Below are 14,682 nucleotides of genomic sequence, written 5' to 3'. Positions count from 1 at the left end.
GCGGGCTGGATCGAAGGGCTGGGCTGGCTCGCTTTATGTCGCGTCTGGCTACCAGCGCGGGGAGGGGAGCAGCAGGGCGCGGGCCATGCTGCTGTGCGGCGGCATCCCGTCGCTGGTGATGAAGCCATGCACCCAGAAACTGTCGAAGGCTGTCGCCGCGGCGATCAGCAATAGCATGATCGCCGTGACGGCGAATATCCGTTGCGCACCGCGCGCGGCGCCATCGGGCGACAGGGCGATCAGCACCAGCGGCAGCAGCGGCAGGAAATAGCGCCCCTGCGTCCCCTGGATATAGTCGGCGCCCAGCGGCGTCCCGGTCAGATACATGGCCGTTTCGATCAGCAGCGCGACGCCCGCGGCCACCGCCAGCCACCAGAGTCGCTGGCCGATGCCGAAGCGCGCACCGTTGCCATTGGCGATGCCCGCGCCCAGCATCAGCAACCCCAGCGGATAGGCGACTAGCGGCAAAAGGATGGCGTTCCAGCCGAAACGCCCAACGATTTGCAGCGCATAGACCGGCGCGCGCTCAACCACGCTGCTGACGAGGATGCGCCCATAACCGACCGGGTCATGCAGCAGGATGGCAAGCTGGTCGCGCAACGGCGCGGTCATCATCGTCTCGCCCGTCTTGCGCGACTGGATATGATAGAGCGCCTGGCTTCCGCCCGAATAGTGCATCCAGCCGATAAAGACGATCGCGCCCAGTGCCATCGCCCCCAGAATTAGCCCGGCGCGCAGGTCGCGGCGATCCTGCGGCCAACGCAGCCCCGCCGCCATGATGGGCAGATAGACACCCTTGCACAGCGCCAGCAGCGGCCCCGTCACCAGCAAAGCCGCCGATCGCCTATGCGCTCCGCCCATGAACCCGGTGCGCAGCGCAAGCGCCAGGCCCAGAAAGCCAAGACCGTTGATGACCGCATCGGGTGACAGCGATCCGGTCTGATAGGCGAAGGTCGGCAGCAAGGCGGTGGCAAGCAAGGCGTTGCGGCCGAAGGGCAGCAGACGCAGCGCCGCGATCAGCAGCGCCAGCCCGGTCAGCGCATTGACCAGCCGCCCGACATAGAAGGCGCCGATCCAGGGCAGGTCCAGCGCCCGCCCCAGCGTCAGCCCCACCGCGCCCGGCGCATAGAGGCTCGGCGCGTAGCTGGCGACATTCGGGAAGTCGGCGAAGGCAGCGCCCGGACGGCCGGCGTCGGCGGCCGCGCTGGCGACGATCTGCGCCCGGTCGAAGCGTCGCGGCGCTGGCGGCACATCGGTCGGAAAATCCACGGCATGGATATCCAGCGCCGCCCGCGGCAACGCTACGCCGATCGCCTCGCCGCGCTGTTCGGTCAGCACATGCCCCCGCGCCAGCGCCAGCGCCTTCATATAATGCTGGTTTTCATCCGGCGCCTGGAAGGGCGGCGTGATGATGGCGAAGAAAAAGGTGCCGACGCACACGGCAGTAAGCAGCAGCGTTTCGATCATCGTCCATGGCGCCGCTAACAGCATGTCACTATTGGTCGCGCCGGCAAATCTGCTCCGATCATTCCGCATGGCCGCACCCTATCCGGCGCAGCTTAACATTTCGCGACCGTAACCCTTTATTGCTGGCAAGATAATGGTGACGCGGAGGGCTTTTACGCCTCCGCCTCTTCCCGCTCGACTGGAGGATGCAGCCGCAAGCGGGTCACGCGGCGGCCGTCGCTTGCGACGATTTCCAGCTTCCAGCCGCTCGGCCCATGGTCGATGATCTCGCCGGGTTCCGGCACGCGCCCGGCCAGGACGAAGGCCAGTCCACCCAGCGTATCGACATCCTCCTCGACGTTGCCCAGTCTCTCGTCAATCTCCTCGGCGACATCGTCCAGTTCGGCGCGCGCATCGGCTTCCCACAGGCCGCCGTCCAGCGGCACAAGCATCGCTTCGGGCGCATCGTCATGCTCGTCCTCGACGTCGCCGACGATTTCCTCGACCAGATCCTCGAAGGTCAGCAGCCCTTCGGTGCCCGAATATTCGTCCAGCACGATGGCGAGATGGGTTCGCTTGGCGCGCATTTCGGCGAGCAGGTCAAGCGCCCCCATGCTTTCGGGCACATAGAGCGGCTGGCGTATCAGCGGTTCCAGCGTCTGCGGGACGGGCGACTTGCCGGCCAGAATCGCGAAAGCGTCGCGAATGTGGATCATGCCGACGATGGTGTCGAGCGTCCCGCGATAGACCGGCACGCGGCTATGTCCCGCCTCGGCAAACAGCGCGGCAAGCTCGGCGAAGCTGGCTTTCTCCTCGATCGCCACGATGTCCGCGCGCGGCACGGCGACATCGTCGACAGTATGTTCGGAAAAATGGAGCAGGTTGCGCACCATCTGGCGCTCGATCGCCGACAGGTCGCCCTTGGCCGGCGCGGCGCTATTCTCGTCCTGCTCGTCCTCGTCATATTCGTCGAGCGCCTCTTCCAACTCCTTGCGGAGACTGGTTTCCTCACCCTCGCCGAACAGGAGCGACTTGATGCCGCTCCATAATCCGCCCTCGTTGCTACTGTCCCCTTCTTTCGAAGCGGTGCCGTCCTTCGGACTGCCGTCTGCCATGATAGTCTTTATTCCCCAGTTGTTCGGTCCCCATAGGGATCGGCAAGGCCCATACTGACAAGCGCTGCAATCTCCAGCGCTTCCATTGCTTCGGCCTCATTGTCGTCCATATGGTCATATCCAAGCAAATGAAAAGTCCCATGGACGATCAGATGCGTGGCATGATCGGCCACCGATATGCCTTTTTCCGACGCTTCGGCGATGCAGACCCCTTCGGCCAGTACGATATCGCCCAGCAGCACTTCGCCATCGTCGGTATTGGCGGTTACCTCCAGCAGGTCGTCCTGCACCATCGGAAAGGACAGGACATTGGTCGGCTTGTCCTTATCGCGATAGGCGCGGTTGAGCTGATGCACCTCTTCGTCGCTGGTCAGCTTAACCGCGATTTCATAAAGCGCCTCGTCGCTGGCGAAGGCGGCATAGGGGCTGTGCGCGATGGCGGCGGCCACGGCGCGTTGGGCCAGATAGTCCCAATCGACACCGGGCCAGCCCTCTTCATGCAGGACGGCGACTTCAATCATGCAAACAATTCCTCGACCCCGTTCGCACTTCGACTTCGCTCAGTGCGAACGGTTCTATTCTATTACGCATCCGGCCCCTCATAGGCCTCTACGATGCGGCCGACCACCGGATGCCGCACGACGTCGGCAATGCCGAACGGCACCATGGCGATCCCCTCGACGCCCTGCAACCGCGCGACCGCGTCCGCCAGGCCCGACGTGCCCGGCTGCGGCAGGTCGACCTGCTTTGGATCGCCGCAGATCACCATGCGGCTGCCCTCGCCAAAGCGGGTCAGGAACATCTTCATCTGGGCGATGGTGGTGTTCTGCGCCTCGTCCAGCACGATGAAGGCGTTGGCCAACGTCCGCCCGCGCATGAAGGCCAGCGGCGCAATCTCAATCTCACCGCTCGCGATCCGCCGTTCGACCTGCTCGGCCGGCAGCGTGTCGTGTAGCGCGTCATAGATCGGGCGGAGATAGGGATCGACCTTCTCCTTCATGTCGCCGGGCAGGAAGCCCAGTTTCTCGCCCGCTTCCACCGCGGGACGCGACAGAATCAGCCGATCGACGCTGCCGGTGATAAGCTGGCTGACCGCCTGCGCCACCGCCAGATAGGTCTTGCCGGTGCCTGCCGGGCCAAGCGCGAAGATGATGTCGTTGCGATTGAGCGCCTCCATATAGGTGACCTGCGTAGCGCTGCGCGGCACGATCGTCTTCTTGCGCGTGCGGATCATCACCTTGGGCGGTTCGGCGACGTCGGTACGGATGATGCCGTCCAGCGTGGGTTCGGACGACATGGCGATCACCGCTTCGACCGCGCCTGTGTCGATTTCCTGACCAGCGACAATGCGATTGTAGAGGCCCGTCATCACGTCGCGGGCGCGGGCGGCGGCTTCGGCCTCGCCCTCGATCTGCAACTTGTTGCCGCGCGCGGCGATATAGACGCCCAGCCGGTTTTCGATCGCCACCAGATTGCGGTCATATTGACCGAACAAGGTGCCGAGCAGATGCGGCTTTTCGAAAGTGACTTCCAGCCGCGCTTTTTCGGCGATGGGCTCGCGATGATGTTGGTTCGGTTTCTTACCCACGGTCAGCCCCTTTTCCCATCCGTCATGCTCGCTAACGCGAGTATCCATCTTCCGCCGTTCGATCCGGGTGGACACGGGCGGAGAGGGGTTCCTGCATATGCCGGAACGACGGTTTTTTGGTTCAAGCGGCCTGCCTCCTGCTGGGTTCGCCGGCCAGACTATTCGGGCCGGCGCTGATGATGTCGACGTCGACCATGTCGCCGATGGAAAGGTCGGGCACGGTGACATGGACGGACTGGAGCCAGGGCGTTTTGCCGATCAACTGGCCGGGGTTGCGGCCCTTGCGCTCCAACAAAATCTCGGTGCTGCGACCGACAGTGGCGGTGTTGAAATCCACCTGATGCCGGTTGATCACCGCCTGCAACCGCGCGAGCCGCTCGTCCATCACCGCCGCGGATATCTGATGATCCATGTCGGCGGCGGGCGTGCCGGGCCGCGGGCTATATTTGAAGCTGTAGCATTGGGCGTAGCGCACTTGATCCACGATCCTGAGCGTGTCCTCGAACTCGGCGTCGGTTTCACCGGGGAAACCGACGATGAAGTCGCCCGACACTGCAATGTCGGGCCGCACCGCCCGCACGCGATCGATGATGCGCAAATAGCTATCCACGCTATGGCTGCGGTTCATCGCCTTGAGGATATGGTCATTGCCCGACTGCACCGGCAGATGGAGGAAGGGCATCAGCTTCTCCACCTCGCCATGGGCGGCGATCAGGCCGTCGCTCATGTCGTTGGGATGGCTGGTGGTATAGCGGATGCGTTTCAGGTCGTCGATTGTCGCCAAGGCGCGGACCAGCCCGTCCATGCCCTGCATCCGCCCCTTGTCGTCCTCCCCGGTCCAGGCGTTCACATTCTGGCCCAGCAGCGTGATTTCGCGCACGCCGCCATCGACCAGCGCCTTGGCCTCGTCCAGGATGGCATCCCAGGACCGGCTGATTTCCGCGCCGCGGGTATAGGGCACGACGCAATAGGTGCAGAATTTGTCGCACCCTTCCATGATCGTCAGGAACGCGGTCGGCCGGACCTGTTTGGTGCGGGCGGGCAGGGCGCCGAATTTGGACGCCAGCGGCATGTCGGTATCGACCGCCGCCTCGCCGCGACCGACCTTGTCGATCAGGTCGGGCAGGCGGTGATAGGCTTGCGGGCCGACGACGATGTCGACGGTGCGCGCGCGGCGCTGGATTTCCCCACCCTCGGCTTGCGCAACGCAACCGGCGACGGCGATCATCGGGCGGCTGCCATCCTCACGCACCATGCGGCCGATATCGGAATAGACCTTGTCCACCGCCTTTTCGCGGATGTGGCAGGTGTTGAGGATGACCAGATCGGCGTCCGCCCCCTCCGCCGCGGCGGTCATGCCGCGAGTACCCAGCATTTCGGCCATGCGCTCGCCATCATAGACGTTCATCTGGCAGCCGAAGGATTTGACGTGGAAAGTCGCTGGAACGGTCTTGGCGAGTTTTGGAGGGGCGTCGTTACGATTCATCATAACCGCTATACAGGGGGCAGGGGCGAAGCGGAAGGGCGCTGATGCGCTGGCGCATTTTGGACGATACTGCGCGCGATCCGCTCGCGCGCCATTGCCGCGATGACCTTCCGGTCTGCGCATCCGGCGGGATCGAAAGGCTCCAGGAAGCGCAGCGTGACTGGCAGCGTCCCCTTGCGTCCCAATATGCGCATGGCATTTGTCCCGACCGGTTCTTCGCCATGCCAGGCGATCTCCGCCGTCGCCGCGCCATAATCGATGTGCACCGGCTGGATCATCACTGCGCGCGGGGGGGGCAGCAACACGGCCAGCAAGGCCGGCTTGAACGGCAGCAGGCCGCTGCCGTCGCTCGTCGTGCCTTCGGGAAAGAGCGCCACAGGCTGATGCCCCAGCATCGCTGTGCGCAACGCATCGATCTGGCCCGACAGCGCGCCGCGCCGCTCGCGGGCGACGAACAATGTATTATTCTGCGCCGCCAGCCAGCCGATCACCGGCCAGCGGGCGATGCCGTCATGCGCGACGAAGGCTGCGCCGGTCGCGCCGGCCAGCGCCAATATGTCGAGCCAACTGACATGATTGGCGAGCAGGAAGATGTCGCCGTCATGGGGGTTCCCGTCCTTCCACACGCGCGCGCCGACCGATCGCGCGGCCATCGCCAGGAAGCGGCGCGGCCACGGCGAAGGGCGGCGCGCCAGGCGCCAGAGCAGATGCGGGATCAGGCAGGCGAGCAGGCTGGCGATCAATGCCGCTATGCGGATCGTCCGGCGCAGTCCGCTCAACCGGTCAGTTCTTCCGGTCGAGGGCGACGCCGTATAGTTCCATGCGATGGTCGACCAGACGGAAACCCAGCTTCTCGGCGATCAGCTTCTGCAACTGCTCCAGTTCCGGATCGACGAATTCGATGACATTGCCCGTCTCGACGTCGATCAGATGATCGTGATGCGATTCCGGCGCGGCTTCGTACCGGGCGCGGCCATCGCCGAAATCATGTCGGTCCAGGATGCCGGCTTCTTCGAACAGGCGAACGGTGCGGTATACCGTGGCGATGGAGATGCCCGGATCGATCGCCGCGGAACGGCGGTGCAGTTCCTCGACATCGGGATGGTCGGTGGCATCGCTCAGCACCTGGGCGATAACCCGGCGCTGTTCGGTGATCCGCAGTCCCTTTTCATGGCACAGGGCTTCGACATCGATTTTGCGGTTCATGCAGGCTCGCTTAATGGCTTGATGGCTTGGTGCGACAGGTTGGGTCAAGCCTAGCGACTTTTCCATATGCAGGAAAGGGGCGCGTCGGCGACGCGCCCCTTTCCTCGACGGCTTTTCGATAAGGCTGACGGATCAGCCAGACGAATTACTTGCCGCGCGCGGCGGTCGTCCGGCGGCGCTTGGTGCCCAGGCCGATCTTCTTCGCAAGATTGCGGCGCTGTTCGGCATAATTGGGGGCGACCATCGGATAATCGGCGGGCAGGCCCCACTTGGCGCGATAGTCGTCCGGCGTCATCTGATAATGGGTCATCAGGTGGCGCTTGAGCATCTTCAGCTTCTTGCCGTCTTCCAGACAGATAATATAGTCCGGCTTGATCGACGAACGGACCGAAACGGCCGGCTCCGGCTTGACTTCAGGCGTGGGCGCAGGCTGGCTCAGGCCCGACAGCGCAGCATGAACATTCTGGATCAGCGTAGACACGTCAGAGACGGCGACGCTGTTGTTCGAAACATGGGCAGCCACAATGTCCGAAGTCAAAGTAATGAGCAACTCGCTCTGGGCCGATTCGATTTCCATTTTCCTGTTTCCTACAAGGCTATATTGTTGTGCGACCCGCCCAAGGATTTCGTTTCAGGAGCGGTATATGGTCGCTAGACCTTGCCGGACGATTTCGCAAGACCCTATTGGGTCATGCCAGCATGTCGATGCGAAAGCTTAGCGCATCATGAAGTTGACCATCATTACCGCGATAGTAACCGGGGCGCCGATGTACATATTCGAACCCGGTTTTCTCGTATAGTTTGATCGCCTTATTCGTGGAGCGCACTTCCAGGTTCATAGAAGTGATGCCCCGCTGCCGCGCGGTGCGCAGGCTGTGGCGCAACAATGTCTCGCCAATGCCCCGCCCGCGCCAGATCGGGTCGACCGCCAGCAACAATAATTCGCACTCGTCCAGCACCGACCGCACCAGCGCGAAGCCCAGCGGCGCGGCATCCAGACGGGCGATCGTCAGCCAGGTGCCAGGCATCATCATTACCCCGGCCAGTTGGGGCAACGTCCAGGCCTCGCCGAACACGGGATCGAACGCGCGGGCCATGACGTCCATCGCATCGCCCAGCGCATTACGTTCGCCTTCGTCATAGACGCTCATATGCAGGTCGGGGATCATGATGCGGCGCGCTCCGCCATGGTCATCGCGTCCGCGCCACGGCCATAGATCGGGCTGGGAGGCAGCGCCGCAAGCCCGGCGATCAGCGGATAGTCGGTCGCGTCGGGATAGAGAGTGATCGCCGCGCCGCTACCGCGCGCGGTCACCAGCGCTTCGGCGCCGGCGCCATAGAGGATCGGCGCGTCCAGCAATTGGGCCAGTTCCGCAATCGGCGTGGAGGCGATCGCGGTTGTTGCGGTCATTCCGTCGGCGGTGAAGCATTGCCAGAACAGTTCGCCATGCCCCCCGGTTATAGTGATGGCGACCGGGCCGCCATCATGATTCTGCGCCGCCTTCGCCGCGATCAGCGACGGCGCGCTATAGCCATGCAGCGGGATATTCCAGGCCAGGGCCAGCGCACGGGCGGCGGCAATGCCGATCCGCACCCCGGTGAAGCTGCCCGGTCCCACATCCACGACAATCGCGTCGGCGCGTCCCCCATCGGGCAATGCGGCGATCGCGGGCAAGAGCGCTTCGGCATGACCGCGTCCGACGACTTCGTGGAACCGACCGATCGGCGCCCCGTCCTCCAATAGCGCGACGGACAGGGCCTGGGTGGCGGTGTCGATCACCAGAAGACGCAAACAAACCCCCTCAAACATCCGCTCCAAGCATCGATGCTTTGCGGAGTCGTCTTGCGGTTAGTCGATCCTTGGGGATTTGCCAAATGTCGCAGGCAGGCTTCAGACCGCGCGGACCTCGGTCACTTCGGGCACATAATGTTTCAGCAACTGTTCGATGCCGTTCTTGAGCGTCGCGGTCGAGGAGGGGCAACCCGAACAGGCGCCCTGCATCTTGAGGTACACGGTGCCCTTGTCGAACCCGCGATAGATGATGTCGCCGCCGTCATTGGCCACGGCCGGCCGCACCCGCGTGTCGATCAATTCGCGAATCTGCTCCACAATCTCGGCATCTTCCGGCGCGTCGGCGAAACTGTCCTCGTCGGAAGGGACGCTGATCCCGGCCGCGGAGCCAGGCGTGAAGAGTGGCATATTGGCGGAAAAATGTTCCAACAGCGTCGCCAGCACATCGGGTTTCACATCAGACCATTCCGATCCCGGCGCGATCGTCACCGAAATGAAATGCCCGCCAAAGAACACGCCGGTCACATCACCCAGGCGAAACAGCGCATCGGCCAGCGGCGATGCTTCGGCTTCCTCCGGGGTCGCAAAATCGCGCGTACCGGCACCCATGACTTCGCGTCCGGGCAGGAATTTGATGGTCGCCGGGTTGGGCGTGAGTTCTGTCTCGATCAGCATCGCCCTCATGTGGCGATTGCCGCGGCCAAGATCAAGCGCTTCGGGAACTTCGCCGCATCCCGGCGATTGAAACAGGCGACCCAACAAGGAGACAGCATGATGAGCGACAACAACGATATTCGGGAGCGTTTCTGGGCGGAACTGTCGAGCAGTCCGTTTGTGATGCTCGGCCTTCAGAACAGCGGCGAACATAGCCTGCCGATGACGGCGCAACTTGATCCGGACGCCAATCATTGCTTCTGGTTCTACACCTCGCGCGACAACCGGCTTGCCCCCGGTGGCGCGGCGATGGCGCAATATGCGGCGAAGGATCATAATCTCTTCGCCTGTATCGAAGGGACGCTCTCGCCCGAAACTGATCCGGTCATCATCGACCGCTATTGGTCGAAAGAGGTCGAGGCCTGGTATCCGGGCGGTCGCAACGATCCCAGTCTGCTGATGCTGCGCTTCGATCTGGGGAACGCTGAAATCTGGCGTTCGGACATGTCGATCAAGGGCGTCTTCAAGATGCTGTTCGGCGGCGACGTGCGCGAAGAAATGAAGGGCAAACACGCCCAAGTGGCGCTCTGACGCCCGTTCCCTCGCCTGAAAAGCAGCGGCCGCGGTCCATTCCGCGGCCACTTGCTATTTACCTGCAACTTCGCCATATGCGTTGCAGCGCAGCAGACGGGTCGTTTCGGCCCCCTAGCGATTGGCAGCGTGATCGTCCGCTATCCCAATTGACCTTTATGGTCAGGTGAGGACCACGGACCGGCCAATGAGAGTCTGCGCCAAGCTTGAGGCTTCCCTTTTCACGCGGGTCGTTTCGTAACCCGCCTCGCGCCCTTCCTGCGTCCGCAGAGCAAGTTGGCGCATGGCCGACTTGTGAGTTTTCCCAATGCAATTCAACGACCTTGGTCTCGCCGAGCCCATCATGAAGGCGCTCGCCTCCAAAAACTACGTCACCCCGACCCCGATCCAGCAAAAGGCGATCCCCGTCCTGCTGGAAGGCAAGGATCTGTGCGGCATCGCCCAGACCGGCACCGGCAAGACCGCGGCGTTCGCGCTGCCCAGTCTCGACTATTTCGCCCGCAACCCCAGGCCGACGCCGGTCAAGGGCTGCCGGATGCTCGTGCTGGCGCCGACCCGCGAACTGGCCGCGCAGATCGCGCAGAGCTTCCGCGATTATGGCCGTTTCCTCAAGCTGTCGGTCGAAACCGTCTTTGGCGGCGTGCCGATCGGCAAGCAGATCCGTGCGCTCAGCGTCGGCGTCGATGTCGTCGTCGCGACCCCCGGCCGCCTGCTCGACCTGATCGATCAGCGCGCCTTCACCATCAAGGACACGGAAATCTTCGTTCTCGACGAAGCCGATCAGATGATGGACATGGGCTTCATCCACCCCTTGAAGCGCGTCGCCAAGATGCTGCCCGCCGACCGCCAGAACCTCTTCTTCTCGGCCACCATGCCCAAGGAGATCGAGGCGCTCGCCGCGCAGTTCCTCAACAATCCGGTCAAGGTCAGCGTCGCGCCGCAATCGACGACAGCAGAGCGCGTCGATCAGCAGATGTATTTCGTGAACCAGGGTGAGAAGCAGGCGCTCCTCCATCTGGTGCTCAAGAGCGAAGATATCGACCGCGCGCTGATCTTCACCCGCACCAAACATGGCGCCGATCGCGTCGTGCGTTTCCTGGAAGGCGCCGGCATCGACGCCTTCGCCATTCACGGCAACAAGAGCCAGGGCCAGCGCACCACCGCGCTCCAGGCCTTCCGCCAGGGCAAGGTGAAGCTGCTGGTCGCGACCGATATCGCCGCGCGCGGGATCGACGTGTCGGGCGTCAGCCATGTTATCAACTTCGAAATCCCCAATGTCGCCGAACAATATGTCCACCGCATTGGCCGCACGGCGCGCGCAGGGGCCGACGGCATCGCGATCAGCTTCGTGGCGGATGACGAGCGTCCCTATTTGAAGGCGATCGAGAAGGCGACGCGAGTCAAGTTGCAAATCACGCCGCTGCCGGAGAATTTCATGGAGGCAGTGCGCAACCTGCCAAAGCCGGCGGCGCCCAAGAAGGGGCCAAGTCAGACCCCGCAGCAGCAGGCGCGCCGAGCCGATGGCCAGCGGAAATATCAGGACGGCCAGCGTCAGCAGCGCGGCGCGCCCGATCGCGCGCATCGTGCCGAAGGCGACGCGCCCGCCAAGCGCCCGTTTAACCGCCGCCGCAGCGGTGGCGGCGTCGGCGCACATAAGGGTGCCGTCCAGCGCACCGGCGCCCCGCGCTAAATATTAGACGCCATTCGTTTCGAGCGGGTCGAGAAACGCTTCTTGACCCGCTCGAAGCGAACGGTGCGTATATCGCGACTAAACAACTAGCTCCCGATCATGACCGCATTGTCAGTGGTCATTCAGGAAAATGCCGTTAGGCTCCCATGCTTATGCGCTTTTCCCCCCGCCGTTCGGCCGCTTCGCTCTCCGTCCTCGCCCTGCTTCTGTCAGGATCGCCATCGTCGGCCCAGACCGGCACGGCCTCCGCCTCCGCCACACAGGGGCCGGCCAGCGGGCAGCCGCAGGTGCGGCCATGGCTCTATGAAAATAGCGATGTGCCCATCGATCCGGCATGGCGTTTCGGCACGCTGCCGAACGGCCTGCGCTATGCCATCCGGCGCAATGGCGTGCCGCCGGGGCAGGTGTCCGTCCGCTTGCGAATCGACGCCGGCTCACTGATGGAGCGGCCCGGCGAACTGGGCTACGCCCATTTCATTGAACATCTCTCGATGCGCGGATCGCGCCATGTGCCCGACGGTGAATCCAAACGTATCTGGCAGCGTCTCGGCGTCACCTTCGGCAGCGACAGCAATGCGCAGACGACGCCGACCGGCACCACCTATGCGCTCGACCTGCCGCAGGCGACGCCGGCCAGCCTGACCGAGAGCATGAAAATCCTCGCGGGCATGATGACCGATCCCAATATCGTGGACAATGCGGTCGATGCCGAACGCGCCGTCGTGCTCGCCGAACGGCGCGAAAGCGACGGGCCTCAGATGCGCATGTCCGACGCCAGCCGACTGCATTTCTTCGCCGGCCAGCCGCTCGCCGACCATGCGCCGATCGGCACAGTGGCGACGCTGACCGACGCGAACGCCGCCAAGGTGGAGGCCTTCCACCAGCGCTGGTATCGCCCTGAAAACGCCGTCATCGCGATCGCGGGCGACATCGATCCTGCGCAGGCCGAACAGCTTATCAAGGATAATTTCGCCAGTTGGACGGTGCCCGGAAAGGGTGCGCCGCTGCCCGATTTCGGTGCGCCGGACGCCAATCGGCCCGCAACCCGCGTGGTGGTGGAACCGGGCGTACCGCTCGGCCTGACGCTGGCCTGGCTGCGCCCCTGGACGCCTCATGCCGACACTATTGTTTACAATCAGGACAAGCTGACCGACATGCTGGCGCTGCAAATCATCAGCCGTCGGCTGGAGCAGGCGGCGCGCGCGGGCGGCAGCTTCCTGCAAGCGGGCGTCGAGCAGCAGGATGTCAGCCGCTCTGTCGACGGCACGTTCATGACCATCATCCCGACCGGCGAGAATTGGGAAAAGGCGTTGGTCGATGTGCGCGCCGTGGTGGAGGATGCGAAGGCCACGCCGCCCAGCGTGGCGGAGATCGAGCGGGAATATGCGCAGATGGATACCGCGCTCAATATCCAGGTCGAAAATGCCGATACGGAGCCGGGCGCGAAGCAGGCCAGCGATCTCGTCAGCGCCGTCGACATCCGCGAAACCACCGTTAGCCCACAGGCCGCCGTCGACATTTTCCGCGCGGGGAAGCCTGCTATGACGCCGGAAAAAATCCTCGATTCTACCCGCCGCCTCTTCTCCGCCGGGGTATTCCGCGCGCTGATGGTGACGGGCAAGATCCAGCCCGGCCTCGACGCGAAACTGGCCGCCGCAGTCGCCGCGCCGGTGAAGGCGGCCACCAACGCCCGTCTCGCCGACAAGGCGGTGACGATGGACGACCTGCCCAAGCTCGGACCGCCCGGAAAGGTGGTGTCGCGCACGCCGGTCGGCCTCCAGGGCATGGAAAGCGTCGCCTTTTCCAACGGCGTCAAGTTGACCCTCTTCGCCAATGACGCGGAAACCGAAAAGGTGCGGATCAACGTCCGCTTCGGCCATGGGCAGCAGGCTTTCTCGCCGACCAAGCCGGTCGCAAGCTGGGCCGCCGACTATGCGCTGGTCGCCAGCGGCATCGGCAAGCTTGGCCAACGCGAACTGGACGACCTGACCAACGGCCGCCGCATGGGCATGGATTTCTCGACCGATGACGATGCGTTCGAAATGCAGGTGGTGACCCGGCCCGCCGACTATCGCGATCAACTGCGCCTCTTCGCGACCAAGCTGGCCGAGCCGGGTTGGGACCCGGCGCCGCTGGCGCGGGTAAAGACCGGCGCGATTGTCGCCTATGACGCGATGTCGCGCGCGCCGGATTCGGTGCTGGGACGCGATCTCAACTGGCTGTTGCATGATAAGGACGTGCGCTTCCGCACGCCATCGCGCGCGGAGATCGAAGCGCTCACGCCGCAGGCTTTCCGCGAGACCTGGGAACCGATCCTCGCCTCCGGTCCGATCGAGGTGCAGATTTTCGGCCAGGTGAAGCCGGATGAGGCGGTCCAGGCGGTCGCGGCGACCTTCGGCGCGCTGCCTGCCCGGCCGGACGTGCCTGTCCCCGCGATCAACCGGGCGATGCGCTTCCCGGCGCATGTCGAAACCCCGGTCGTTCTGAGGCACAGGGGCGACAAGGAACAGGCGGCGGCGGTTATGGCCTGGCCGACGGCCGGCGGCTTCGAACTGCAAAAAGAAGCGCGCCAGCTGGAGATATTGACCCAAATCTTCAACGACCGACTGTTCGACAAGCTGCGCTCGACGGAGGGCGCGGCTTACTCGCCAAGCGTCCAGAATAACTGGCCTTTCTCTTACGAAAGCGGCGGCTATATCTTGGTGACCAGCCAGGTGCGGCCGGACAAGATCGCCTATTTCTACAGCGTGGTGAAGGAAACGGCGGCCGATCTGGCCAAGACCCCCGTCAGCGCCGACGAACTGCAACGCGCGGTCGCCCCGATGCGGCAATTGCTGATGCGCGCCAGCACCGGCAACGCCTTCTGGATGAACCAGATGGAGGGCGCGACCCATGATGCCCGCTATGTGGAAGCGATGAAGACCATGTCGTCGGATTTGCTTACCGTCACGCCGGCGCAGTTGCAGGCGCTCGCGGCGAAATATCTGGTGCCGGGGAAAAGCTGGTCGACGGTCGTCCTGCCCGAAGGTGTGGCGGCGCGCTGATCGCGCCGCTCTTGTCAGGCGGACTGGGGCTGCTCCATCATCTGCTCGTACAGGCGGACATATTCCAGAT

The 14,682-nt window shown here is 63.8% G+C and carries 14 protein-coding genes; 3 read left to right on the top strand and 11 right to left on the bottom strand.

All coding sequences use genetic code 11. The features are described 5' to 3' along the window. Positions 1 to 48: 48 nt before the first annotated feature. The 11 genes from sphantq_RS18330 to sphantq_RS18280 form a co-directional block, all read right to left on the bottom strand. A complete protein-coding gene (locus sphantq_RS18330; RefSeq protein ID WP_272799191.1) occupies positions 49 to 1,536 on the bottom strand; it encodes a DUF2142 domain-containing protein in 1,488 nt (495 codons plus the stop codon). Between the two features lie 83 nt (positions 1,537 to 1,619). Further along, positions 1,620 to 2,561 carry a hemolysin family protein gene (locus sphantq_RS18325; RefSeq protein WP_066601763.1) on the bottom strand — a complete coding sequence of 314 codons (942 nt, stop codon included), beginning with the start codon at positions 2,559 to 2,561 and terminating at the stop codon, positions 1,620 to 1,622. Positions 2,562 to 2,569: 8 nt separating this feature from the next. Further along, complete coding sequence (gene ybeY / locus sphantq_RS18320) at positions 2,570 to 3,082, bottom strand: rRNA maturation RNase YbeY (protein ID WP_129926114.1); 513 nt, start codon at positions 3,080 to 3,082, stop codon at positions 2,570 to 2,572. A gap of 62 nt (positions 3,083 to 3,144) precedes the next feature. Next, positions 3,145 to 4,149, bottom strand: coding sequence for a PhoH family protein (locus sphantq_RS18315; protein ID WP_272800260.1), 1,005 nt, complete (start codon positions 4,147 to 4,149; stop codon positions 3,145 to 3,147). Between the two features lie 121 nt (positions 4,150 to 4,270). Further along, complete coding sequence (miaB, locus tag sphantq_RS18310; RefSeq protein ID WP_272800259.1) at positions 4,271 to 5,635, bottom strand: tRNA (N6-isopentenyl adenosine(37)-C2)-methylthiotransferase MiaB; 1,365 nt, start codon at positions 5,633 to 5,635, stop codon at positions 4,271 to 4,273. Between the two features lie 8 nt (positions 5,636 to 5,643). Continuing rightward, positions 5,644 to 6,414, bottom strand: coding sequence for a lysophospholipid acyltransferase family protein (locus sphantq_RS18305; RefSeq protein ID WP_272799190.1), 771 nt, complete (start codon positions 6,412 to 6,414; stop codon positions 5,644 to 5,646). A gap of 4 nt (positions 6,415 to 6,418) precedes the next feature. Further along, positions 6,419 to 6,841 (bottom strand): Fur family transcriptional regulator, encoded by a 423-nt coding sequence (locus tag sphantq_RS18300; RefSeq protein WP_066601774.1) that lies wholly within the window; start codon positions 6,839 to 6,841, stop codon positions 6,419 to 6,421. A 145-nt stretch (positions 6,842 to 6,986) separates the two neighbouring features. Continuing rightward, positions 6,987 to 7,418, bottom strand: a complete 432-nt coding sequence (locus sphantq_RS18295) for a MucR family transcriptional regulator (RefSeq protein WP_066601775.1) — start codon at positions 7,416 to 7,418, stop codon at positions 6,987 to 6,989. 112 nt (positions 7,419 to 7,530) lie between these two features. Then, positions 7,531 to 8,010 (bottom strand): GNAT family N-acetyltransferase, encoded by a 480-nt coding sequence (locus tag sphantq_RS18290; protein ID WP_066601782.1) that lies wholly within the window; start codon positions 8,008 to 8,010, stop codon positions 7,531 to 7,533. Then, on the bottom strand, positions 8,007 to 8,633 hold the full coding sequence (gene tsaB / locus sphantq_RS18285; protein WP_066601783.1) for a tRNA (adenosine(37)-N6)-threonylcarbamoyltransferase complex dimerization subunit type 1 TsaB: 627 nt from the start codon (positions 8,631 to 8,633) through the stop codon (positions 8,007 to 8,009). Before tsaB ends, sphantq_RS18290 begins: the two co-directional genes overlap by 4 nt. Positions 8,634 to 8,732: 99 nt before the next feature. Continuing rightward, positions 8,733 to 9,308 carry a NifU family protein gene (locus sphantq_RS18280; protein WP_066605236.1) on the bottom strand — a complete coding sequence of 192 codons (576 nt, stop codon included), beginning with the start codon at positions 9,306 to 9,308 and terminating at the stop codon, positions 8,733 to 8,735. Positions 9,309 to 9,407: 99 nt separating this feature from the next. Between sphantq_RS18280 and sphantq_RS18275 the strand changes: the two genes are divergently transcribed. The 3 genes from sphantq_RS18275 (at position 9,408) to sphantq_RS18265 (ending at position 14,612) form a co-directional block, all read left to right on the top strand. Next, positions 9,408 to 9,878, top strand: a complete 471-nt coding sequence (locus sphantq_RS18275) for a pyridoxamine 5'-phosphate oxidase family protein (protein ID WP_129926147.1) — start codon at positions 9,408 to 9,410, stop codon at positions 9,876 to 9,878. A gap of 307 nt (positions 9,879 to 10,185) precedes the next feature. Next, positions 10,186 to 11,568: a DEAD/DEAH box helicase gene (locus tag sphantq_RS18270; protein WP_066601788.1), complete on the top strand. Its 1,383-nt coding sequence runs from the start codon at positions 10,186 to 10,188 to the stop codon at positions 11,566 to 11,568. A gap of 152 nt (positions 11,569 to 11,720) precedes the next feature. Next, complete coding sequence (locus sphantq_RS18265; RefSeq protein ID WP_129926111.1) at positions 11,721 to 14,612, top strand: M16 family metallopeptidase; 2,892 nt, start codon at positions 11,721 to 11,723, stop codon at positions 14,610 to 14,612. The last annotated feature ends 70 nt before the right edge of the window (positions 14,613 to 14,682 follow it).

The organism is Sphingobium sp. AntQ-1, assembly GCF_028538045.1.
Lineage (GTDB): Bacteria > Pseudomonadota > Alphaproteobacteria > Sphingomonadales > Sphingomonadaceae > Sphingobium > Sphingobium cupriresistens.
The sequence above is the reverse complement of the archived record's forward strand: the minus strand, read 5'-3'. Positions and strand labels throughout refer to the sequence as shown.

Coding starts and splice junctions, on each gene's coding strand:
- sphantq_RS18330 (WP_272799191.1), bottom strand. CDS start 1,536: ATGCGGAATGATCGGAGCAGATTTGCCGGCGCGACCAATAGTGACATG.
- sphantq_RS18325 (WP_066601763.1), bottom strand. CDS start 2,561: ATGGCAGACGGCAGTCCGAAGGACGGCACCGCTTCGAAAGAAGGGGAC.
- ybeY (WP_129926114.1), bottom strand. CDS start 3,082: ATGATTGAAGTCGCCGTCCTGCATGAAGAGGGCTGGCCCGGTGTCGAT.
- miaB (WP_272800259.1), bottom strand. CDS start 5,635: ATGAATCGTAACGACGCCCCTCCAAAACTCGCCAAGACCGTTCCAGCG.
- sphantq_RS18300 (WP_066601774.1), bottom strand. CDS start 6,841: ATGAACCGCAAAATCGATGTCGAAGCCCTGTGCCATGAAAAGGGACTG.
- sphantq_RS18295 (WP_066601775.1), bottom strand. CDS start 7,418: ATGGAAATCGAATCGGCCCAGAGCGAGTTGCTCATTACTTTGACTTCG.
- sphantq_RS18290 (WP_066601782.1), bottom strand. CDS start 8,010: ATGATCCCCGACCTGCATATGAGCGTCTATGACGAAGGCGAACGTAAT.
- sphantq_RS18280 (WP_066605236.1), bottom strand. CDS start 9,308: ATGCTGATCGAGACAGAACTCACGCCCAACCCGGCGACCATCAAATTC.
- sphantq_RS18275 (WP_129926147.1), top strand. CDS start 9,408: ATGAGCGACAACAACGATATTCGGGAGCGTTTCTGGGCGGAACTGTCG.
- sphantq_RS18270 (WP_066601788.1), top strand. CDS start 10,186: ATGCAATTCAACGACCTTGGTCTCGCCGAGCCCATCATGAAGGCGCTC.
- sphantq_RS18265 (WP_129926111.1), top strand. CDS start 11,721: ATGCGCTTTTCCCCCCGCCGTTCGGCCGCTTCGCTCTCCGTCCTCGCC.